Here is a 22,680-nt window from a genome sequence, read left to right as displayed (position 1 = left end):
TAGTCTTACATTCGTTGTGTAGAATCTAAATTATTCGCCTACAACGTCTTTTCCTTTGTAGTGTCCGCATGATTTGCAAACGTGGTGTGCCAATTTCATTTCGCCACAGTTGTTACAAGTAGTCATACCTGGCGCTTCGATTTTGAAATGAGTTCGACGCATATTTTTCTTCGTTTTAGAAGTTCTTCTCTTTGGTACTGCCATTGGGGGGCACCTCCTTATAAGGGTTTACTCTTTATCGGTTTCAAAAAAATTAGCCAATCCCGCTAAGCGAGGATCCACTTTTTCTCCTGCTTCTTGTCGTTGCGCTTCCAATTCTTCATCGGTTGTATAGGACCAACCTTTGCCTTCCACCTGCTGCATCTCATCTGCATTTTCACAGAATACTTGCATCGGGATTTCAAGCAAAATCAGTTCTTCCAATACAGGAGTAAAATCAATTATTTCCCCATCAACCGGATGAATTTCATCATCCGTCTGAAGTGTCCCCTCGTCCCAGCTGAATTGCTCAACCGTTTCAATGGAGAATGGATAATCGACGTCTTCCCACGTACGTGCACAAGGCAAAGTCATTGAACCTTCTAACTTAAGCCGGCATGTTAACTTTTTCTCACCAATTGTACATGTTCCACTTACTCGAACAGGCTGAATTGCCCTAATTTCTTCATTCCGATTTTTCACGGAATCCAAATTCACTGCTTCGTCAAACAGTAGCGGGCCTTGCCTATGTTTCCGTAATTGATGAATGGACCATTTCATGTCTATCACCTCAAGACAACAATGTTGATTATAGTATTTTAAATATGGGATGTCAAGATATTTTCTTGTCACCTTAATAAGTTTAACGGTATAATTCATTATACGCAAGTACAGAGGAGGATTTCATTGATTGCTACTGGTATTGTCGTCGAATATAATCCTTTCCATAACGGCCATTTGTTCCATCTCAATGAAGCAAAAAGGCTCACGGGCGCAGATGTCATCATCGCGGTGATGAGTGGGCATTTTCTTCAGCGTGGTGAACCTGCGATTGTCGATAAATGGACACGAACGCGCATGGCCCTCGCGAGTGGTGCAGACCTCGTCATCGAGTTACCTTATGCTTTTTCCACAGCCCATGCACCTCAATTTGCGAAAGGGGCCATACAAATCCTGGATGCCCTTCAATGCGAGTATATTTGCTTTGGCAGTGAAGAAGGCCACATCTCGTCATTTATGAATAGTTTGGACACAATGAATACACATAATGAACTTTATGAAAAAACAATAAAGAGTTCCATGCAAGAAGGTATCAGTTATCCGAACGCAATGCGAATTGCTTATGAAGAAATTTCACGCTCTACTGATGAACCACTCGCTGATTTATCCGAACCGAATAACATCCTAGGTTTTCATTATATGAAAGCCATAAGAGAAATTCAGTCGAACATGATGGCTGTTACGCTCGAGCGAAAAGGCACACATTATCATGATGAAGCGTTACCCGAAGATTCTATTGCCAGCGCAACAGGAATACGCAAAGAATTGTTCGCGACAGATGTCGAACACGTACAATCTTTCATGCCTTCATCTTCCTTTAAATTACTTCATCAACAGCCTCATCAAAGCTGGGATCATCTCTACCCATTTCTTCGGTTCGTGATTCTTCGCGAAGGGCCTGAACAGTTGGCTTCCATTGCAGATATCACGGAAGGTATTGAGTTTTCTTTATGGCGCGCTGCAAAAGAACACGCCACTTTCCAAGAATTCATGCAAGCCGTCAAATCCAAACGTTACACATGGACACGAATACAACGAATGTTAGTACATGTGTTGACTGGTTATCGAAAATCGACCCGCGCACAAATTACCAGTCCGTCTTATTTACGGCTACTAGGTTTGTCTGTAAACGGAAGAAGTTATTTGCGCACAGTGAAAAAAGAAGTGACTTTGCCGCTTATAAGTCGAGCTGGTTCTCACAAAGACCCATCACTCCTGATGGATATTAAAAGTACAGACATATATATGTGTGGTATTCAAAGAGAGCCAGGTCTCGATTTTAAAACACCGCCCATTTTGCTGTGATAACTTACTTTTCTTCTAGCTTTTCCAAATAACTTAATGCATCATCAATCGTTTTTACTGGGACTACTTTCATTTTCGTACCAATTTTATCCGCAGTTTCTTTGGCTTCTTCATAATTTGAGCGAAGCTGCGGATTCTTCTTTTTCACTTCTTCTGGTAATTCATCATCAGGCGCGAAAAATATTTCGATATCTTGACGATCAGCTGCCATGACTTTAAAATCTATTCCACCAATCCGCCCCACTGAACCATCTTCGAGCATCTCGCCAGTCCCTGCGATCGTATACCCTTTCGTTAAATCGACATCCACCAGACGATTCATCAATTCCAACGTGAACATCAATCCTGCTGAAGGCCCTCCGATTTCTTCTGTACGGATATTTACTTTTGGTTTTGTTTCCAATTTGACTTGCTCTTCAAACTCTATCCCAAGGCCTACTCGACCATCCGTCTCGGGAAGTTCCTTTAATTCTACTGGAACATCCAATTTCTGTTGTCCCCGTTCTACTTGCAAATGAACTTTCTGACCTTCAGACATATCACTGATTTCTTGCATAAACGCTTCTGTTGAGGCGAGCTGTAATTGATCAATCGATTGAATGATATCCCCCACTTCAAGCTTTCCTGCTGACGCACCTACCGGTAGAACACCCGCTACAAAGACGCCCGCGAATTTTCTGTCGATTGGCAATCCTGCCTTCTCAAACGCTACCGATATGGCATGTGTTTTAGAATCCGTCATCAATTTTTTCTGACGCACTCCATACTCTTCATCACTTTCGCCATGCCTTCTCACTTGCGTAGCCGGCAATAACTTCATTTTATTAGAAAACTTTGACCAAGCATACGTTACAGGGGTTGCCTTGCCAATTGCAATTGTCATCAAACTAAATGTTCCCACGTCATCCGTATCTCCGCCAACTACTTCTACGAGTGGTGCCAGGTCATAGGCTCCGCCTGGTCGAGAAATATACATATCTAACGGATAAAGTGCTAAAACAGCTACCACCACGAGGATTAACGCTGCTATCCCCCATTTACGCATTTTCATAAATGTTCACCTCCATTAATAGCCTGTACGAATACTACATATATATTACGGTAGATTTTAATCTATTTCAAAAATTAGGAAGGAGTGCGACAGATGCTTATGAATTCACAAACCTGCCGTACCGAACTATGAGTAATATACTCTTCATCTGGGCGCTGATTATTTTATTTATTTTACAACCCGATGTCGCACATGAAGGAGCCGTTTCGGGTGCCCAATTATTCACGCATGCGTTACTTCCCTATTTGCTACCCTATATCATTTTAACTCAGTGGTTATTGAAGATGCCTAGTAGGCAAGGCACTAGTCAATGGAGTCGTTACATAAAAGCTTATGTCCTTGGTTCGTTTGGAGGCTTTCCAGTAGGTGCCGTGACGGTTAGTGAAATGAAAAAAAATGGTGAGATCTCTGCAGCTGAAAGTAGTTTACTTGTAGCATCCTGTCACGCACCAGGACCTATGTTCATTATAGGCTTTGTTGGTAACGAATTATTCGGCAGCACTTCAAGTGGTTGGAAATTGTTGATTGCCATCCATCTAGCTAATATCGTATTTTTCGTACTGACCATGTCACTTGTGGGAAGCCGATATCAGCAGACGACTACGCCGATCATCCCTATACAACATAAAACATCTCCATTGCTTCGCTCTATTAAAGACAGTTCATCCGTCATATTGTTAGTGGCCACCACAGTGATTTTCTTCTCTTCTCTCGGCAATGTGTTATCGCATTCTATATCTTCCGTCATCACAGTGGATATGGGAGTGACAAAAACGTTATTACTCGCTCTGTTTGAAATGACTTCGGGCGTCCAGTCTGCTACCGAACATTTTGCCGAAGATGCGATGTATCCGATGCTCATCGCGGCAATTCTTTCGATCAACGGTATGAGCATCCATATGCAGGTCATGACGATCGCCAAGAGCGCTGGCATACGAATACTCCCCTATGTGATTGCAAGGGTCTGGAACACGTTGCTGGTGCCTGTGCTGTTCATTTGGATTTATTGAAGTAGTGAACATGCGGAGATAGCAAGTAGCGGAAGTTGGCAGCGACCGCTTGGGAATCAGAGTATCCTTAAGACCCCACAGATAGCGAAAGCGGAGCGGTAGGAGCAGTAGGAGCACATCTTTGCAGTTAGCGGACGAGGAGGCTCTAGATTTCTCCCCGGGAAGACGTCGCTAACTAGAGCTTCTATCTTTTCGTACTCACTGTTAACTCACACTTGGAAAATTATTCGTATGTACACTTCATTCCACATAAAAAAGGATGCCCTTAAAGGACATCCTTTTATTATTTACTTTCCATACTTTTCGAACTTCCCCTTTAATGCTACATTGACATGTGGCGGTACAAGCGTGGAGACATCTCCTCCGTAGCGTGCCACTTCTTTGACAATACTTGAGCTGAGGAAAGAATATTGACTCTTTGTCATTACGAAGAACGTTTCAATACTTTCATCCAGTACTCGGTTCATCGACGTGATTTGCATTTCATACTCAAAATCTGAAATTGCACGTAAGCCACGAACGATAACAGATGCATTAATTTCTTGTGCGTAATCTATCAACAGTCCTGAAGATGTATCGATCTTGACATTGTCATACTTTGATGTAGCTTCATGAATAAGCGCAATGCGCTCCTCCACTGTAAATAACGGTTTTTTAGAAGAGTTATTCATTACAGCAACATGTACTTCCTGAAATGTTTTTGCTGCTCGTTCTATGATATCTAAATGTCCATTCGTCACCGGATCGAAACTCCCTGGTACGATTGCAATTTGCGTCATGCTGTTAGCCTCTTTTCTTGTAAATCGTAATAGCCGTACTTCCATAAACGGCAGAACTGATTTGACTATATGTATCGTACTGTTCGGGCAAGTCTATGTGCTTATCATGTTCACAAATGATGGTCGCATCTTCTGCCAATAATCCTTGTGCTATTACGTCTTTAATCACATCATAGTATTCGACCGTTGCATAGGGGGGATCTATAAATAGCAGATCAATAGAGATTTCTTTCTGCTTAAGAATTGCAGCAGCCTGTCGGGCATCTTTTTTTTCAATCCGCAGAGATTCTTCCATTCGGCACTTTTCTGCATTTGTTTTAATAATAGCGCACGCTTTAGGATTCTTTTCAAATACAATTGCCTGTTCCATTCCTCTTGATAACGCCTCAATCGCAATGGAGCCACTGCCGCCAAATAACTCGACAACAATCCCTCCATCGAAATAAGGGCCGATTTTGTTGAAAACAGACTCTTTCACTTTGTCTGATGTCGGTCGTGTAGAGGTGCCTGGCAAGGATTTCAGAGTCGTACCTTTTCTCGAACCGGAAATGACTCTCACTCTTCTTCCATCTCCTTTATCAACTTTTCAATTTGTTCGATAGAAATGGTTTCATCCGACTTATCAATTAACACTAAAAAGATTCGTCGTAACCAATTTTCATCAAAGTATAACTTTTTATTGATGGACGTATAGGGCTTTTCCGTATAATCATATTTGCGATTATTCATAATGTAGAAAGGTTGTACTTTAGAAAAACGATACGTGCGATTTGGACTGTCGATATAAATCGACTGCTCGTTTGAACGTATCGAATAGCCCATCTTCGTCAATAACTCTTTTGCGGGGTAAAAATTTTTACCGTCCTGTACGATGACTTTCACTTCTGGAACTTTTTCTCCGTCAAGCAATACACTGCGTGGATCAAGTAACAGGAATGGATAGTTATACCGTTGCTCTTTCATCGTCATTTTAAAATACTGAGTGTCAAACGCTAGTATCGTGGATAACGACTGATCCAAATCCGATGATGTAAGATCTTTACCTATTTTCTTCTGGACATTTTGACGGAATTGTTGATACTGCTCTGCTGAGATAGATTCTTTCAATCGACTAAACGCTGCCTGTTCCGCTTTTGTTCCTACAGGCTCGTCTCCAAGAATAGATGCAATCATGCTACTCATAGACGGCTCGTCCGCTTGTAAAATAAAACGTGACTGGACACTCATTCTGGCTACTTGTTTACTTACTTGCGACATATTGTTCGTTTTCTCCACAATAAAGCGCTCGGCATACAGCGGCTGATTATCTGAAGCTAACACTACACTTACATGACTTCCACCGATGGATTCCAGCATTTTCACTAGTCGTTCATTATACTTTTTGTCGATACCTTCACCGTAAATTGTCAGCTTGTTTGAAGAGTAGGCAATTGGGATATCTTGCGGTTGCCAATACAGCTCATTTACAAATCCTACACCACGGTATAAACGATAGGTAATCCGCTCTTTATTTGCTTTTCCTACACGTTCCAACCCCGTCACCCACATGCCACCAATACCTTGCTCATCAGTCACGTGAAGAACTGTAGTTAATGGTTTTGCATTCTGAAGAAACACAAATGGCTTCTTAAATAGTTTACGCCCGGTAAGGGGTGTTTTTTTCGGCAATTTATAAGCAATAGATTGTTGATGACGTTCACCTACTTCAAACGCCACACTAGAATCATTCAGACGAGCACATGAAGAGGAACCCTCTACTTCGCATCCGCGCTCTACGCTTCCTTCCGGCCAGATAATCTCGTATCTACCTTCGGATAAGTTATAAAAGTGGTGACGAATGTACAATCCATCCGCCCGGTTGATGACCTCGATTTCCTGACGATACGTACCTGAATTCGTGCCTTCCCCATTTGCATTGACCGATTGGCTATAATGCAAATAAACGAGTCCACCGTTTACTGCCGCCAAAAGAAACAGTATCCTTATAATAACTTTCAACGTACAACACCTCATCACATGGTATGATGGACACGAACCATTACTAATCGCCTGAAAGGAAGCGCTTGATTATGATCCAACAACGTTTTATCGAACTAGGGGAAGGCTATAGTGACATCTACGAATTACTCGAAATAATGTCTACAAACTCCCACCGAATTCATAAGTCCTATGTTTTTTCATCCAAACACAATTCTAATGAACAATTGTCATTAGCCGTTTCTCTTACTCCTGCAACTGAAAATAATCACTTCATGCCAATCTATATTTGCAGAGAAGGAATTCGGTATTCTGCAGAGAAACCATCAAAACGTTATGACTTGTTTGTTGAGCATGCAGAGTCATTGAATAAAAAGCCCGTCAGAGTGGAAATAAAACATTCCTCCGAATTCGCTGAGAACGAGCTGTTTTACCAATACATTACTGGTATCTTACGTTTAAATCACTTGTTGCCGCCGCTTAATTAATAGGCGGCAGCAAGTTACAAGCCTGTTTTATAATCATATTCTTTTGCTTTATCTGGCTTTGCATTTTCATATATTGTGCTGACAAAGGGACGCTGTGAGGGCAATACTTTCCGTACAGCCGATAAACGCTCCAACTTAGTGATTGTTGTTTCCACGTCTTCCATATCACAGTAAAGCACAACGTATTTCATTCGCTTTGAAATATAATGAACATGCCCAAATTTGCGCAATGATTTTGCTTGTTTTAAATGATGGAGATAGACAATTATTCCTTGTCGATCAATCATGATTCTCCCCCTCTTTCTTACTCCATACAATACCATAGGTGAGAAAAGTCCTGCAACCTTGCATACGAAATGTTTGCGTGGACATATGTGATATCTGGCCGATCCTCAATCTTTGTTTGCACACCTTCTCTGGAATAGGTTACACTTAATAAGACATTTATCTGAATCCACTCGATCTTTTCTTTTACAAGATGACTGGATACAAGTATTTTCTGTTCAGTTGAAGTATAAACATCGGCTAAACAAAAAAGTGAGAACTTACTATAAGATGGAGGAGGTTTTAAATTGGGAAGGAAAACAAACGTCGCATTAACTGTGGGGGCTGCCAGTGTAGCTGCTTGGGCGGCTTCAAAAGTGATAGCAAAACAAGAACCTCGCGCTGAAAAGATAGCGCTAAATTTTTCAGAAGTAGCTATTTTAATTAACGCGCAACTGTGCCTTGATGCAGAAGTTGACCCACTTACCGCTTATACGAAAATAGCTGATTTAGGTGTTCACGGATTCGCGGTCGATGTACAACTTACGAAAGATGAAGAAATTCTTTTAGTGCCCAACCAAGAACTTTTGCTTTCCAATGAAATCGCCGACTATACAGTAGATGAACTCCTTACCGAATATAATAACGCTAAAAATTTTGATACTCTGCATGGAGATCTATCTGTTGTGTCTTTACGTGAACTGTTAGAAAAGTTTCCTCAACTATTACTTGTCGTTTCTATGAGTGATTGTCCTACAACGTATGAAGGAAGTTTAATTCCTTCCAAACTATGGCGATTACTAAAAGAAATGGATGCTACTGAACGCGTGGTAGTAACTAGCCTATTCGATGAACAAATTGATCGGTTTAATCTATATGCGCAAAATTCGGTTGCATTAGGTGCCGGTAGCGAAGAAATAAAAAAAGCATACGTCGCTTACACGAGCAAATTCGGTCATCTGTACCGGCCGAACGCAGACCTATTCTGCCTACCCGAAAAACTCGGTGTATTCCCACTGGCTTCAGAAGGATTTGTTCGCTTTTTGCAAGATCTCAATATCAAGGTATTTTATGAGTTGAATGAGACGGACGAACTTCCGAAACTAGCCAAATTGGATGTGGACGGTTTTATAACAAGTCACCCACAACACTTATTGACGTTCTTCAATGAAAATTAGATATACAAAGTGACTAGATGACTCGTCGTTAGCGCGTGAGGCAAACTTCTCTCCGAAACGTCGATTCATTTTCCCTTCTTCTTTCTCTACTATCATTTTAAAAAAGTAACCCCCTGCAGATTTTTCTGCAGGGGGTTACTCATTCTTATGAAATGATTTATGCTGAACAAGAACAGCTGCCGCCTGATCCACAACCGCCGCCACAAGAACTGTTAGAGAAAGTCCCGTCGCCAGCTGGTACTTTCACAGCTTCTGAAACGGACTGACCAATTAGGATACCTATTTCATCCAACAAATCCTGTACGTCGTTTTCAGCCAGGCGTAACGCAGCCACTTCATCTTGTAAATCTAGTTCACGCTTTTGAAGACGAATTTCCTTCATAATTACTTTATAATCTGGATGATAGCGCCCAAAGCGCTGCACGTCCTCATATTGTTCTTTCATTTTAGTAAAATCAATGATCTTTTTTCGCAGATCAGCGTTTGAATATACACGGTCATGTGCGTCTTGATAGGTTTTCACCACTTCAGAACACAGCAGCATCTCGGAAAGTTCTTCCGCCATATCGATGACTCGCATCCACTCATCTGTCATCATTACCAATTGCCGCACCTCCTATCATACCTATCATAACAAAAAACTGCTTCCTCGACTATTCATTAACATTTTTAGTTTTTAGCATTTCTATAACTAAATGATTTCTTCACTTCTTCCATATCACAAAAGTGCATCGTCTGATTCTCTATTTGTTGTATTTGTTCATGCCCTTTTCCTGCTATGAGCACAATCTCGCCTGGCTGCGCTTGTGTAATGGCATAACGAATTGCCTGGTGACGATTGACGAAGATTTCGACAGGTGTTGCAAATCCCACCATGCCTGCCAAAATGTCCACAATAATTTGGGATGGCTCTTCTGTTCTCGGATTATCTGATGTTAATATCACATGTGAACTGTAATGAGCGGCTACTGCACCCATTTGTGGACGCTTCTCACGGTCTCTTTCCCCTCCACATCCAAATACAGTAGTCAACCGTTTGGAGGACTCAGACAAAGCTTCCAACACCGCTTGCAATGCATCCGGTGTGTGTGCATAGTCTACATACACTTCAACTCCCGCCTCTTCATATTTCTCCAAACGTCCAATCGGTAGTCGTAACGCATGCAAGTGAGCTTTTATCACGCGTAATGAATAGCCAAGTGCCGTAAGAGCCGCTATAGCTGCTCTTGCATTCATTTCGTTATGATGACCTAGATTTGGGAGTAGTACCTGTTGTTGTAGCTTGCCATTAATATGTCGTCTACTGAAATAAATAGGTGTTTCAGATAACTCCTCCCCTATCGCGTGAATTGTCTCGTCATCTTCATTCATCACAAGCTGATCAGCCAATGGAATTAGTAGTTTTTTAGCATCGATATACGGCTGTCTACCTCCATGTTCTGCGTAGTGATCCATTCCAATATTTAAAAAAACACCTACAGTTAACGGGCAGTGTGCTAAACGATTAGTGGATAATCCAATTGAAGACGCTTCGAGAACAACATGGGTCACCTGTTGATTAATACATCTGCGTAAAATAGGATGAAATTGTTCAGCCGGAATCGTCGTCATGGAGTTTTGTATCGACTCTGCCAGCTTGCCGTCAATATAAAGACCTGTCGTTCCTATAACGGCTGTTTTATGTCCCAGTTCTCTTAATAATTGACCGATAAAGTGACTAACTGTTGTTTTACCGTTTGTTCCCGTAACGCCAATAATAAGTAATTCTTCGGCAGGATTATCTGAAAATTTCGCGCTTCCATATGATATAAATAGCGAACTATCGGGTATGAGAACTACCGTAATTTCTGCCGGTATACGTGTTAGATCTAGGTTATCTCGATCGATTACCAACGTTTTTGCTCCATTTACTATCGCTTCTTCAATAAATGCCATTCCATCTGCCATAACGCCTTTCTTTGCCACAAATACATAATCTTTCTTGACCCTCTTTGAAGATTCCGTGATTCCATCGACTGTCCGCCGAATTGAGCCCTGTAAAATAGTGCATGGCCAATCCTTAAGTAATTCAGATAAAAGCAAGGTCTCTCGCCCCTTCCCGAACATTTTATTCATCAGAGAATATAATGAAACGAAGCATAAAGTATTCTATGAAAGGCGTAAGAAGAATGTCACGAAGAAAGTTGGGATCCTATGATTATCCAGAAGTTCGGCGGAATTGCCATGCAGAATCAACAACAACGAGCAAAGTGTATCCAGCATATTCGACAAGCATTGTCGAAACACCGTGCCGTCATCGTTGTAGTCTCTGCAATGGGAAGAGGAGGCGACGCCTATTCCACAGACGATTTGCTAACCCTTACGGACTCCTTCTCAAAATCCGGCGAAGCCAGAGATTTGGCCGCTGCATGCGGTGAATTAATCGCTGCAGCCGTATTATCTGCAGAATTATCTACGGAAGGTATAGACAACACGATTATCTATGGACAAAATACAGGCATTCGAACATCCGGAGAATTCTGCAATGCAACGATTGATAAAATTAATAGTACACATATCGTCAATACGCTTCAAACTCACTCATGCATCATTGTCCCTGGATTTCAAGGGATGAATATACATGGGAAGTTTATGACGCTCGGTAGAGGTGGCAGTGACTTGACGGCGATTGCATTAGCTTCTGCATTGCAAGCCCGTCATGTAGAATTTTTTAAAGATGTGCCGGGTGTCATGTCAGCAGATCCTCATACCACTTCTCACTATAAACGGTTTGACCAACTCACATTCGATGAATTCCTTCCATTACTAAAATGTAATCGACCCGTTATTCAAGAAAAAGCAGCAGTTTATGCAAAGCAAAAAACGATGCCCCTTCATATACGAGGCATCGCATCAAATGAGGAAGGTACATGGATTCTTCCTTAGTCGTCATGTATGGAGTTTTCTAATTCATTCTGCGCTATAAAAGACTGAGTATAGTATTTATTATAAACACCAATGCCGGTATGCGTGAAATTCGGATTCAGTAAGACATCCCGGTGTTTTGGAGAATTTAACCAACCGTGCACGGTCTCAATCGCATCGATATAATTAAATGCTATGTTTTCACCTGCTTTGCTTGGAGTTAGTCCAACATCTTTTAAACGATCTGCAAACACTTCCACAGGTCCTTCTTCATGAGAACTATATTTACGGAATATCATTTCCTGGCTATGCTTTCTTGAAAGTGTGGCCAGCTTATCGTTATATGATAAAAGAGGCAGTTGATGTTCTTCACGCAATTGATTGGTTAATTCAAACGTTTGTCTCTCCATCGCGCGATCTACTTCTGTCTGAACAGTCGATGATGGTTTTGGCGCTTCCATCATTTCTCCAAGATAGGTCATATCATAAGGCTGATGTTTAACCAAAGTACTTGGACTGATAAACCGTACACCTTCGATTCCACCATCTTCTTGATCAATATATAATTGTACAAATAAATTCTCATATGGTATTAGGATACGATTTTTAATATCTTCACTATTTAATGAAAATGTATAAATGTTTTCTTTAATCGTTACATCAATTTCTGATTCAATCGGTGTAAAACGATGAATATCCTGTACATTTTGTCCGATTTTAAACGGTGCTACATCTGTTGTACCATCAGCGGTATATATTTGGTTCACTTTCCCATTCAAAACTCCCGCCATAAAACGCGGTTGTTCCGTATATACCCACCATTCGTACTGAAAACTCGAAGGTTCAATCCTAGACGGTTTACCAAATTCCTCTTCCAACTCATCAACTTTCTGCCCGACATGTACTGACATGCCTTCTTCTGGTCTCGGCATACCCTCGCCGGCTATCGGTGGACCTTTTTCAGGTACAGCAATCGGTGAGCCGTGTTGTACTGGCGACTCAAGAGGCAGATTTTCACTTATTTTATCAGTCATGAAATAAAAGACTCCCATTACAATCAAAAGCAAAACAAGAATCTTCCATCCTACTCTCCACATGTGATCTCCCTTTCCACTCTTTATATGCTACTTCTATGATAGTATTGCGCAACGCAAGAAATCATCTTGAAATGAATATTTATTTAAGATGAACATCTATTCTAAAACAGCAACTTTCTTATATTGTACAGAAGACATACACTATAGTCACCTATATTAGCCAGGAAAGAAAGCGTTGACACAATGTTGTCATTGCAACTAAAATCGATTTGTTTTATGATATAATAGTATACGTATTCGTCAGGACGAACATAGAGGGGGATATACAGATGTATGTTGAAAATATTGGTCTTAAAGGCCTTGTAGCAGATTTACGAGTAATGGAAGAAATCATGAATAAAAATAATCTTGAAATTGACGGACAATGGGATTATGAGCGTGTAACTTTCGACAAGAAGTATATTGTTAAAGAAGGTACATACTACTTGCGCGTTTTCGGTGAACTCGTAGAAGGCGACATCGATGGTAGAAAAGCTACAGTTCGTCTAAAGCAACCAGTTCTAGGAAAGCACTACTACCCACACGGTGTGGAGTATGGCGAAGAAGAAGACTTCCCTGCTAGCTTAGTTAAGGACTGCGAACTAACATTAAAGAAAGTATATGACGAGTTAAAGCAATATAGTTTGTAATGATACGAAAAAGCCGGAGAGCTAAATGTTCTTCGGCTTTTCTACTATTACTCCACTAATTTGGTTATAATAAAAACAGTATCTACGTGGAGGACGATCACTTTTGAAATTGCTTACAAAACGAAATATCATGATTGCATTCAGTATCATCGTACTATTGGTCATTATATTCTATATTTTACCCGTTTCCATTCCCATCATTTTGGCTTTGCTAACGGCCCTTTTTTTAGACCCTCTTGTAAAATGGGTAGAAGTACGGTTTAAATGGAAGCGTAAAGTTTCTGTCATTGTGAATTTTATTGTATTTGTTGGAATCAGTGTACTTTTCCTTTTCTATACAGTCACTACACTCATTGGTAAAATAGTTCATTTTACAAAAGAAATACCGAACTATTTAAACTCCCTCTCAAGTGTGTGGATTAACACACAAAGTAAACTATTTCAGTACACGGTTGGCATGCCTGAGGATATCTTGGCTATGCTGGAGAATGAATTCAATGAAATTATTGAATCCATTCGAATTTCAATCATTACACTTTTAAGTTACGACCGCATTTTGGCCTTAATATCGGACATTCCAAATTTCCTCGTCAGCTTTATTGTGTTCATGATCGCATTATTTTTGTTCATGTTGGAATTACCAAACCTGAAAAAGACCTTTTATTTTCATTTAACAGAAGCTACGGCAGAGAAAGTACACTATATGATGAACAGATTACGGTATGTCATATTAGGATTCGTCAAAGCTCAATTACTTGTTAGTTTAATTATCCTAGTCGTTTCCTTTATCGGTTTACTAATGATTATTCCCAAGTATGCGGTAGTGATGGCTTTGGTCATCTGGATTATAGATATTATTCCGATACTCGGCTCCATTATTATTTTGGCACCTTGGTCGATCTATCAGTATATTTCAGGCGATATCGCAATGGGGACAAAATTAGCAATATTAGCTGTAATCCTCTTGGTTATTAGAAGAACTATTGAACCAAAAGTAATGGGCTCCCAAATCGGTTTGTCTCCATTACCTACTTTGATTGCGATGTTCATCGGTTTGAAACTGTTCGGCGTTCTCGGTTTCTTCATTGGACCATTGCTCGTCATACTCTTTAATACAGCAAGAGAAGCAGGCATCATTAAACTGAATTTCAAGATTTAATACTAAAAGGGATACCTCGATGTAGGTATCCTTTTTAGTATGTATAGCATATAACGATAAAAAACAGAAGCCACGCCCTATTGGGAGTAGCTTCTGTTTTACGTAAAATATCATATACCAAGAATTGCTTTAAATACAGAAGTAGTCTCTCCGCCTGTGTAGAAGACATACAGCAACAAGTACACTGCAACTCCTGTAATGGCCGTGAAGAACCAGATGATACTTGTAACAGGACCGATTTTACGATGGCGTGCAAGATTGTTCTTCAAGCCTGCATTGATCGTAATAACTCCGAATACGGCCCCTGTCGTTGCTAATATGATGTGGAATATTAAAAACACTGTGTAATAAATTTTCAACTCATCAGGTCCACCAAAAGCAGTATTGCCTATAAATACCGTTCTAGAGATATAAATAATAAAGAACAGAACTGCAGACACAGCGGCTGCGATCATCGTTTTTTGATGCGCTTCTATCTTTCTTTGTCGTATCAAATTCCAGCCAACCGCAACCAAAATCGCAGATAAGATGATGAAAAATGTACTGATCGTCGGTAATAGTGGTAGTCCCATCCTACACTAACTCCTTTTCGCTCAATCAGCCATGCATCGTCAAGTTCTGGCGTTTGAGTAAATCTTGTCTAGTAATTTCTTCCGCATTATCTCTTTCATACTGTGACCAGCTTAAGAAAATGCGACCGATAATAACTACATAAACGAGTTCCTGGATGACTTTCATCAGGATACCACCTAATTGCTGATCGTACAGCGTAGGCATATTTGTGAACAGCTCAGGTCCCGAGATGCCAAGGCCTGACAGTCCAGCTAGAGTTCCACTTGGCACACATAATGCCATCGCTTGTAGCCACGCTTCACCACTGCTGTATGTTTCGTAAACAGGTACGTCGACAAAGATGATTAAAGAACAGGCAGGTGTAATGAGCAAAGCGCTCAATATTACATAACCGATTTTTTTCAAACCGTGTAATTGTGGCTGTCCTTTTACCGTATTGACTACAGGCCACCAGAGACAAATAGCAGAGAAGAAAAGCGTGATGGTGAAAATAGTGTGTAATGGCAAACTTAACTTCACTTGGTCCAGTATGAGTGGATAGTGGTACATTGAGAACATAAATGTAAATACTAACAAACTAATGAGCGGTTTAGTCAATAGCATGAATACTTTTCTGAAAATCGTGAAGGATAGAAGCTTTTCCCATACCCAGTTTGGTATGCCGATAATGAAGAACGGTGCTACGATTAAAAGCAATATAGCCATTTGAGCCATATGGACGGAAAATAAAATATGACCAATTAAATCCATTGGAGAACCTTTGACAATATAGAGCAACACCATGGAAGATAAAAAATAAACAGCTTGGTGTTTCTTTAACGGCTGTGACCCTTCGAAACGATCACGCCATTTAACTGTAATGAGATAATATAAAACGATTCCAAGTGCTATGGCTATTAAGAAATAAGGACTCCACAAAGCTCTAAAACCAAAAATACTTAACGGCAAAACAATCACTCTCCTTTTATAATCAATTCGCTGAATCTATTCTGTGTGTAGTGCTGAGATATTCGCAATGCACTCACCATCACAGCACAAAGTTAACGAAAGTCTTTCCTATGCCTATTATACGAGCATACATCGCATAACTCAATGTACGAACTTTGACAATTTCATCTAAAAGTGAATAGAAAAAGAGCTTATGGAAGAATCCATAAGCTCTTTTTGTTGCTTACCACCAAACGATTGTTACAAATGTAAGTGGGATTAAAAATCCTAACATTGCACCTGTAAACATAAACATTTGTGGAATGCCATGTCCTTTTTCATTCATATGCATGAAGTAGTAAAGTTGAAGACCAACTTGTACAGCTGCAAAGAGGAATAATGTTGGAATGATAAAGAATTTTGAGAAACCAGCAACGTCATTTAGATGAGCAAACACCATAGAAAATGATACAAGTGTTAAGAAAATCATCAGAGCAAACATCGCAACTTGGCTGCGCATTGCTTCTTTTGCACGACGTTGAGACAGTGACTGTTCAGCAGGAGATCTTTTAATCATTTGAACTTCTGACATCAACCGACCACTCCCATCAAGTAGACTACAGTAAAGATGAATACCCAGACTACGTCAATGAAGTGCCAGTAAAGTGAAAATGTATAATACTTAGTTGCGTTATACAAGTTCAATCCACGCTTTGAGTTACGGAAGATCAACAATGTGATCCATACTAAACCAACCGCAACGTGGAATCCGTGTGTTCCTACTAGTGTATAGAACGCGGAACTGAACGCACTATTACTGAATGTAAATCCTTCTTGAACGTAATGAGAAAACTCATACACTTCTAACATCAAGAATCCAAGTCCTAATAATGCTGTTAGACCTAACCATAACTGCATTTTTTTGAAGTTGAAACTCTTCAAATGATACATTGCGTACACACTTGTTAGTGAAGATGTTAAAAGAAGCATTGTCATAACAAATACTAACGGTAGTGTATATAATTCTTGCGTTGTGAAACCAAAGCCACTTGGACCTTTGTTTTTCAAAGCCATATACGTTGCGAACAACGTAGCGAAGAGAATAGTCTCTCCGCCAAGGAATAGCCAGAAACCAACGAATTTATTCTTTGCTTCCATAGTAGCTCTCTCAGGATGAGCAGGCCACGTTTCAGGGGTGAATTTTGTATTCAAATCCATTAGTTACGCCCCCTTTTAATATTTTCTTGATCCTGCAAGATTTGCTCTTTCGTTACATAATAACCAAGATCATCTTTCAATGACCGAACTGCCATTGCAACGAATGTGAAAGCAAGACCAAAGATCAATACTCCTAATCCCCATGAAGTTTCTTGGTGGAACATTGCACCGAATCCAGCAATGAATAATCCAAGAGTCATCAACATTGGGATGATTGAACCGTGCGGCATATGAATGTCCGTAATAGGTTCAGCTGGTGTAATCATTTCCTTACTACCTTCCATCTTCTCAATCCAAAGAGTGTCTAAACCACGAACTAATGGAGTTGCTGGGAAGTTATAGAAAGGTGGTGGAGATGGAATCGCCCACTCAAGTGTACGTCCGTCACCCCAAGGATCATTTCCAACGCGCTCATTTTTAATAGTTGTCATAATGATGTTGATCACCATTACTGTAAAACCAACCGCCATTAATAGAGCACCGATTGTACTTACTAAGTTCGCAATGTTCCAACCTTGTCCATCCATAAATGTCCAAACACGACGTGGCATTCCCCAGAAACCTAACCAGTGTTGAATTAGGAATGTCATGTGGAAACCGACAAAGAAGAATACGAAAGTAATTTTACCTAATAACTCATTCAACATAGTACCGAACATTTTCGGCCACCAGTAGTGAAGACCTGCAAAAATAGCCAGTACTACCCCACCTACAATTACGTAGTGGAAGTGAGCTACGATGAAATATGAATCGTGTAACTGATAATCAAGTGGTGCTGCCCCTTGCATTACGCCTGTTACTCCACCCATTACGAATGAAGGAATAAAACCTAAAGCATAAAGCATTGGAGTCGTAACCTTAATACTACCGCCCCAAATTGTCAGCAACCAGTTAAAGATTTTAACTCCTGTAGGTACAGCAATCGCCATTGTAGCAACCGCAAATATTGCGTTCGCTGTCGGTCCAAGACCAACTGTAAACATATGGTGAGCCCATACCATAAATCCTAAGAAACCGATTAACACTGTTGCGAATACCATCGCTGTGTAACCGAAAAGACGTTTCCGAGCAAATACAGAGAATACTTCAGAGAAAATACCGAATGCAGGTAAGATCAAGATATATACTTCAGGGTGTCCAAAGATCCAGAAAATATGCTCCCAGATAATCGTGTTTCCACCCATCGTATGATCAAAGAAGTTACCACTAAACATTCGATCAAACGTTAGGAAAAACAATCCAACAGTCAACGGAGGGAATGCGAACAAAATCATCGCTGACGCAACAAACGTAGTCCATGTAAACAAAGGCATACGCATATACGTCATTCCCGGAGCACGCATGTTAATGATTGTTACAAGGAAGTTAATTCCCGCCATTAACGTACCGCCACCCGCGATTTGTAAACCAATTGCATAGAAATCAACACCATGTCCTGGTGAGTGAAGTGATAACGACGCATAAGATGTCCATCCAGCATCCGGAACTTCACCGAACAACCAAGAGATGTTAAGGAATAAACCACCAAATGCGAACATCCAAAAACCTAATGAGTTAATGAATGGGAACGCTACGTCACGCGCTCCGATTTGAAGCGGCATGATTGCGTTCATAAAACCAAAGAGAATCGGCATTGCTGCCAAGAAAATCATGGTCGTTCCGTGCATTGTAATTAAATCATTAAAAAGCCCTGCGCTTACGAGATCGTTGTTTGGGGTTATCAACTGAAGACGAATGATCATCGCTTCAATACCACCTAGAACGAAGAAGAATAATCCCCCAAGGAGATACAGAATTCCGATCTTCTTATGGTCGACTGTTGTCAGCCAATCCCATAGTGTTGCGCCAAAGCCACTTTTTTGAGCAACTGAACTCACTGTGTTACCTCCTATTCAATTTCCGATTGAAAATTATTTTGCAACCTTTAAGCCCATTAAGTATTCAGCTAATGCATCTAAGTCTTCATCAGAGATTTGATCTTTACTGAATGAAGGCATCGTATTGCCAGGTTTATGTTTCTGTGTATCACGAATCCAGTCTTTCAAGTTCTCTTCATCGTGTTCTAGGAAACCAGCTACACGATTACGATCACCGAATGAAGCCAAGTTTGGTCCTTGTGCACCAGACTCACCTACACCTGAAACCGCGTGACAACCGATACAGCTTTGAGAGAAGACTTCTTCGCCATCAGCATTTGCAACAACAGGTTTTTCTGCTGTTTCCTGCATAGCTGCAACCCAGCTGTCAAATTGATCTCTCGGTAATGATTTTACTTTAAAGTCCATCAACGCGTGAGAAGGTCCACATAGCTCAGCACATTTTCCGTAGAAAACGCCGTCTTTCAAGCCTTCAGATTCTTTCTCAAACGATAGATAGAATTTATTCACGTTCTCAACGTTCGTATCTAGCTTACCGCCAACTGACGGAATCCAGAATGAGTGCTTTACGTCCGCTGCGATCAAGTTGAAATAAACTTTTTCATCAGTAGGTACTACTAGTTCCTGAGCAGTAACAATGCCTAGATCAGGATACTCGAACTCCCACCAATACAACTTCGCGGTAACGTCTACCACTAAGTTCTCTGCGTTACCATCTTCATCAACTGCTCCCATTGCTTTCACATCACCTAATTTATACGTGTAGTGAACAGTAGGAATAGCTAGAATCAAAAGTAATACTATTGGAATGAATGTCCAAAGCAGTTCAAGTGTGTGACTTCCTTCCACTTGCTCTGGTATGTGATCTTCACCCAACTTCGAACGTCTGAAGCGGAATAATGCAACAGTGTAAATAATTACTACAACAATGATAACCAGTAACATAATTCCTGATGCTAATAGCAACAACTTGAACTGGTCATTAGCGACTTGTCCAGCTGGTTGGAATGTTGAAATTTCTTCATTACCACAACCTGCCATGAACAGTGCGAAAACCGCTAGTAAAGAAAAGAGACGCCACTTTTTGAGTCCTTTAATCATCGCTAACTAATACCTCTCTTTCTAAAAAAATGTTTTTCTACTATGGAGGACTGAGTGCCCCTTTATGATGAATTCCTGTTTTAAAGAAAGAATTCCGATACGTTAGATGAATATAGAGAAAATAATCATGGATACAAACAAGATTGTCATATAATTTAAAGAATATACGAACATTCCGGTTGCCCACTTTAAATCTTCTTTGGCTTTAAATCCTTTGATAGCTAGATAAAGCCACCCAACATTCAACAGTGTTGCAAATACTATAAATCCGGTACCGAGCTGTGGTAACAAAAAAGGCAGTGGAAATAGTAACAATACCCACATAAGCATGGACTTTTTCGTCCGTTCAAATCCTTTTACTACTGGTAACATCGGAATGTTAGCCGCCCGATACTCTTCTGTTCTACGCATTGCCAACGCATAGAAGTGCGGTGGTTGCCATATGAACATAATTAAAAACAATGCCCATGCTCCCATTGGCAGTGTAGGATCAACAGCTGCCCATCCGATTAGGGGTGGAATTGCTCCTGAAAGACTTCCTACTACAGTATTGCTTACATGCTTACGTTTAGACCACATGGAATACAAAACAACATAAGCGAATACACCCAAGATACCAAGCCATCCTGCCATAGCTGATGCAGAGAATAACAATACTTCACCGGCCACTAGGAATGTAACGGCTAATGTCATCACAGCGGGAGCCTTAAATCTACCTGTTACTGTCGGTCTCGACTTTGTTCTCGACATGACAGGATCAATATCGCGATCAATCAAGTTATTCATTGCGCCCGAAGATGCGATGATCAATCCAGTACCTAGAATCGCAAATACCAGTAGATCGAAGTTATGGAGAAAACTTTTACCAGTGAATTGAAATGCCAAAAAAAGACCGGTGAACGTAGTGATCAAATTTGAGTTAACAATTCCTATTTTGATCAGCGCCAAAAAGTCTTTCCACAAGGTAATGGTCTCTACTTTTGGATCTGCAACTGTCGAAAGCGTTCGACCGTTTGACATAATAACCCTCCTTTCAAAGTTTTCAGCGAAGACCCTATCACCTACTATATCTAAAATCGTCTCACATTTCCAGACCATTTCTCAATTTATAGCGGTTTGTGCAACCTTTGTGTCTTTATCCTTCACCTTCTATATAGTAATCCATTTCCGACTGTCATTTGTGAAGTTAAAGAGACTATTTTATGAACAATTTGTGAAAAGCCTTATACATCAGTGGTTTATTACCTTCATGCATTGTGTTTCTGGCAATTTTTCGTTATCATAAAGCTTGCAATAGATGCTTCAATTCCATAGAAACCTTTGAGATCCGACTGTATATCTCAATAAAAATATTTCTGGAGTTCAGGCAAATTTTTACGTAAATCGACCCTTTGATGGTCAATTCAATAGAAGAAGGTGTTTCGTACTTGCGATACAACAGATTTTTAAAATGGTTTGGAGTAGCTTCTACAATCGGAATGCTCGCTATCTTACTGGGTGGCGCGCTAGTTACCAAAACCGACAGCGGTATGGGGTGTGGAAGACATTGGCCAGGATGTAATGGACAACTGATTCCTGATGACATCACAGCAGAAGTATTAATCGAGTTCTCACATCGTTTAGTTACCGGTTCAGTAGGTATTTTCATCGTCATACTGGCTGTATGGTCATGGAAAGCACTTGGCCATGTCCGTGAAACGAAATTTTTAGCTTTTATGGCAGTATTTTTCTTGATTCTACAGGCTTTGATTGGAGCAGCGCAAGTATTATGGGGACAAGGTGATTTCATTCTAGCCTTGCACTTTGGGATTTCACTCATATCCTTTGCGTCAGTCTTCTTACTGACTTTATTAGTGTTTGAAGTAGACCAGAAGTTTGACGCAGATAAAATACGCATAGGTAAATCATTACGTTTCCACACTATTGGCGTAACTATTTATTCATACTTTGTTATTTACACTGGTGCTCTTGTTCGTCATACTAGCTCTGGCCTAGTATGTTCAGACTGGCCTCTGTGCCGCAATAACGAATTCAGTTTACCGAATAATATGTATGAGTGGATACAGATGGGTCACCGTTTAGCTGCAGCATTGATTGTCGTATGGATTGGGTTCATCGCAATTAAAGCCATTAAACATTATAGTGATCAACGTGTCATTTACTGGGGTTGGATTACAGCGTTCGGATTAGTACTTGCACAAGCAACAACAGGGATGATTGTCGTACTGACTAAATTAAATCTCTATTTTGCATTGTTACATTCATTGTTTATCACTTTATTATTTGGTTTATTAACATATCTCGTTCTTCTTGTCTCTCGCAGCCAGAAGAAGTAATACAAGAGCGCGTAGCGGCTTTTTAAAGGCTGTTACGCGATTTTTGTA

General features: G+C 40.4%; 26 protein-coding genes. 8 read left to right on the top strand and 18 right to left on the bottom strand.

Annotation, left to right across the window (positions count from 1 at the left end):
• Nucleotides 1–30: 30 nt before the first annotated feature.
• Nucleotides 31–204, bottom strand: coding sequence for a 50S ribosomal protein L32 (rpmF, locus tag CSV68_RS04000; protein ID WP_085133152.1), 174 nt, complete (start codon nt 202–204; stop codon nt 31–33).
• 24 nt (nt 205–228) lie between these two features.
• Nucleotides 229–759 carry a YceD family protein gene (locus CSV68_RS03995; RefSeq protein ID WP_099633087.1) on the bottom strand — a complete coding sequence of 177 codons (531 nt, stop codon included), beginning with the start codon at nt 757–759 and terminating at the stop codon, nt 229–231.
• A gap of 126 nt (nt 760–885) precedes the next feature.
• On the opposite strand from CSV68_RS03995, the gene CSV68_RS03990 reads away from it, so the two are divergent.
• The gene (locus CSV68_RS03990) at nt 886–2,064 is read left to right on the top strand and encodes a nucleotidyltransferase (protein WP_099661515.1); all 1,179 of its coding nucleotides are present in this window, start codon (nt 886–888) and stop codon (nt 2,062–2,064) included.
• 4 nt (nt 2,065–2,068) lie between these two features.
• Here CSV68_RS03990 and CSV68_RS03985 read toward each other — a convergent pair whose 3' ends face one another.
• Nucleotides 2,069–3,115, bottom strand: coding sequence for a SepM family pheromone-processing serine protease (locus tag CSV68_RS03985; RefSeq protein ID WP_099633085.1), 1,047 nt, complete (start codon nt 3,113–3,115; stop codon nt 2,069–2,071).
• A 128-nt stretch (nt 3,116–3,243) separates the two neighbouring features.
• On the opposite strand from CSV68_RS03985, the gene CSV68_RS03980 reads away from it, so the two are divergent.
• Entirely contained in the window at nt 3,244–4,125 is an 882-nt protein-coding gene (locus CSV68_RS03980) for a hypothetical protein (protein ID WP_143560981.1), read from the top strand.
• A 287-nt stretch (nt 4,126–4,412) separates the two neighbouring features.
• Here CSV68_RS03980 and coaD read toward each other — a convergent pair whose 3' ends face one another.
• Genes coaD through CSV68_RS03965 form a run of 3 tightly spaced genes read right to left on the bottom strand, consistent with a single transcriptional unit; the run spans nt 4,413 to nt 6,902 of the window.
• Entirely contained in the window at nt 4,413–4,904 is a 492-nt protein-coding gene (gene coaD / locus CSV68_RS03975; RefSeq protein ID WP_099633083.1) for a pantetheine-phosphate adenylyltransferase, read from the bottom strand.
• A gap of 4 nt (nt 4,905–4,908) precedes the next feature.
• Nucleotides 4,909–5,463 carry a 16S rRNA (guanine(966)-N(2))-methyltransferase RsmD gene (rsmD, locus tag CSV68_RS03970; protein ID WP_099661513.1) on the bottom strand — a complete coding sequence of 185 codons (555 nt, stop codon included), beginning with the start codon at nt 5,461–5,463 and terminating at the stop codon, nt 4,909–4,911.
• A complete protein-coding gene (locus CSV68_RS03965; RefSeq protein WP_143560980.1) occupies nt 5,460–6,902 on the bottom strand; it encodes a hypothetical protein in 1,443 nt (480 codons plus the stop codon). The genes rsmD and CSV68_RS03965 overlap by 4 nt, the downstream gene beginning before the upstream one ends.
• 71 nt (nt 6,903–6,973) lie before the next feature.
• Here CSV68_RS03965 and CSV68_RS03960 point away from each other — a divergent pair, with 71 nt between their 5' ends.
• Nucleotides 6,974–7,369: a DUF7147 family protein gene (locus CSV68_RS03960; protein WP_099633080.1), complete on the top strand. Its 396-nt coding sequence runs from the start codon at nt 6,974–6,976 to the stop codon at nt 7,367–7,369.
• 14 nt (nt 7,370–7,383) lie between these two features.
• Here the strand turns inward: CSV68_RS03960 and CSV68_RS03955 are convergent, their stop codons facing one another.
• Nucleotides 7,384–7,656, bottom strand: a complete 273-nt coding sequence (locus CSV68_RS03955; RefSeq protein WP_029052395.1) for a YlbG family protein — start codon at nt 7,654–7,656, stop codon at nt 7,384–7,386.
• 285 nt (nt 7,657–7,941) lie between these two features.
• On the opposite strand from CSV68_RS03955, the gene CSV68_RS03950 reads away from it, so the two are divergent.
• Nucleotides 7,942–8,811: a glycerophosphodiester phosphodiesterase gene (locus CSV68_RS03950; protein WP_099661511.1), complete on the top strand. Its 870-nt coding sequence runs from the start codon at nt 7,942–7,944 to the stop codon at nt 8,809–8,811.
• Here the strand turns inward: CSV68_RS03950 and CSV68_RS17515 are convergent.
• From CSV68_RS17515 to CSV68_RS03940, 3 genes are all read right to left on the bottom strand, one after another.
• Nucleotides 8,785–8,907: a hypothetical protein gene (locus tag CSV68_RS17515; protein ID WP_255407185.1), complete on the bottom strand. Its 123-nt coding sequence runs from the start codon at nt 8,905–8,907 to the stop codon at nt 8,785–8,787. The two genes, CSV68_RS03950 and CSV68_RS17515, sit on opposite strands and share 27 nt — an antisense overlap.
• Nucleotides 8,908–8,968: 61 nt before the next feature.
• A complete protein-coding gene (locus CSV68_RS03945; RefSeq protein ID WP_099633307.1) occupies nt 8,969–9,409 on the bottom strand; it encodes a YlbF/YmcA family competence regulator in 441 nt (146 codons plus the stop codon).
• A 71-nt stretch (nt 9,410–9,480) separates the two neighbouring features.
• Entirely contained in the window at nt 9,481–10,893 is a 1,413-nt protein-coding gene (locus CSV68_RS03940; protein WP_158233486.1) for a UDP-N-acetylmuramoyl-L-alanyl-D-glutamate--2,6-diaminopimelate ligase, read from the bottom strand.
• Between the two features lie 111 nt (nt 10,894–11,004).
• Here CSV68_RS03940 and CSV68_RS03935 point away from each other — a divergent pair, with 111 nt between their 5' ends.
• A complete protein-coding gene (locus CSV68_RS03935) occupies nt 11,005–11,736 on the top strand; it encodes an amino acid kinase family protein (protein ID WP_099633077.1) in 732 nt (243 codons plus the stop codon).
• On the opposite strand, the gene CSV68_RS03930 is transcribed toward CSV68_RS03935, so the two are convergent.
• Entirely contained in the window at nt 11,733–12,749 is a 1,017-nt protein-coding gene (locus tag CSV68_RS03930) for a CAP domain-containing protein (protein ID WP_158232982.1), read from the bottom strand. The genes CSV68_RS03935 and CSV68_RS03930 overlap by 4 nt on opposite strands.
• Before the next feature lie 332 nt (nt 12,750–13,081).
• Here CSV68_RS03930 and CSV68_RS03925 point away from each other — a divergent pair, with 332 nt between their 5' ends.
• Together CSV68_RS03925 and ytvI are read left to right on the top strand one after the other, a co-directional pair.
• Nucleotides 13,082–13,441 carry a YugN family protein gene (locus CSV68_RS03925; RefSeq protein WP_099633075.1) on the top strand — a complete coding sequence of 120 codons (360 nt, stop codon included), beginning with the start codon at nt 13,082–13,084 and terminating at the stop codon, nt 13,439–13,441.
• 103 nt (nt 13,442–13,544) lie between these two features.
• A complete protein-coding gene (gene ytvI, locus CSV68_RS03920) occupies nt 13,545–14,600 on the top strand; it encodes a sporulation integral membrane protein YtvI (RefSeq protein WP_099633074.1) in 1,056 nt (351 codons plus the stop codon).
• A 110-nt stretch (nt 14,601–14,710) separates the two neighbouring features.
• Here ytvI and CSV68_RS03915 read toward each other — a convergent pair whose 3' ends face one another.
• The 7 genes from CSV68_RS03915 to cyoE form a co-directional block, all read right to left on the bottom strand.
• A complete protein-coding gene (locus CSV68_RS03915; RefSeq protein ID WP_099661509.1) occupies nt 14,711–15,172 on the bottom strand; it encodes a DUF420 domain-containing protein in 462 nt (153 codons plus the stop codon).
• Nucleotides 15,173–15,197: 25 nt separating this feature from the next.
• Nucleotides 15,198–16,121: a cytochrome c oxidase assembly factor CtaG gene (gene ctaG, locus CSV68_RS03910; RefSeq protein WP_099633072.1), complete on the bottom strand. Its 924-nt coding sequence runs from the start codon at nt 16,119–16,121 to the stop codon at nt 15,198–15,200.
• Nucleotides 16,122–16,344: 223 nt separating this feature from the next.
• Nucleotides 16,345–16,692 carry a cytochrome C oxidase subunit IV family protein gene (locus CSV68_RS03905; protein WP_099633071.1) on the bottom strand — a complete coding sequence of 116 codons (348 nt, stop codon included), beginning with the start codon at nt 16,690–16,692 and terminating at the stop codon, nt 16,345–16,347.
• Nucleotides 16,692–17,318: a cytochrome c oxidase subunit 3 gene (locus CSV68_RS03900; protein WP_099633070.1), complete on the bottom strand. Its 627-nt coding sequence runs from the start codon at nt 17,316–17,318 to the stop codon at nt 16,692–16,694. The genes CSV68_RS03905 and CSV68_RS03900 overlap by 1 nt, the downstream gene beginning before the upstream one ends.
• Nucleotides 17,318–19,195 carry a cytochrome c oxidase subunit I gene (locus CSV68_RS03895; RefSeq protein WP_099661508.1) on the bottom strand — a complete coding sequence of 626 codons (1,878 nt, stop codon included), beginning with the start codon at nt 19,193–19,195 and terminating at the stop codon, nt 17,318–17,320. Before CSV68_RS03895 ends, CSV68_RS03900 begins: the two co-directional genes overlap by 1 nt.
• A gap of 33 nt (nt 19,196–19,228) precedes the next feature.
• Nucleotides 19,229–20,296, bottom strand: a complete 1,068-nt coding sequence (gene coxB, locus CSV68_RS03890) for a cytochrome c oxidase subunit II (protein WP_099661507.1) — start codon at nt 20,294–20,296, stop codon at nt 19,229–19,231.
• A gap of 102 nt (nt 20,297–20,398) precedes the next feature.
• A complete protein-coding gene (gene cyoE, locus CSV68_RS03885; protein ID WP_099661506.1) occupies nt 20,399–21,316 on the bottom strand; it encodes a heme o synthase in 918 nt (305 codons plus the stop codon).
• Between the two features lie 374 nt (nt 21,317–21,690).
• Between cyoE and CSV68_RS03880 the strand changes: the two genes are divergently transcribed.
• Nucleotides 21,691–22,632, top strand: a complete 942-nt coding sequence (locus CSV68_RS03880) for a COX15/CtaA family protein (protein WP_099633066.1) — start codon at nt 21,691–21,693, stop codon at nt 22,630–22,632.
• Nucleotides 22,633–22,680: the final 48 nt, after the last annotated feature.

It is taken from the genome of Sporosarcina sp. P29 (genome assembly GCF_002743265.1).
Taxonomy (GTDB): domain Bacteria; phylum Bacillota; class Bacilli; order Bacillales_A; family Planococcaceae; genus Sporosarcina.
Note: the sequence above shows the minus strand (reverse complement) of the source record. Positions and strands in the feature narration are given on the sequence as shown.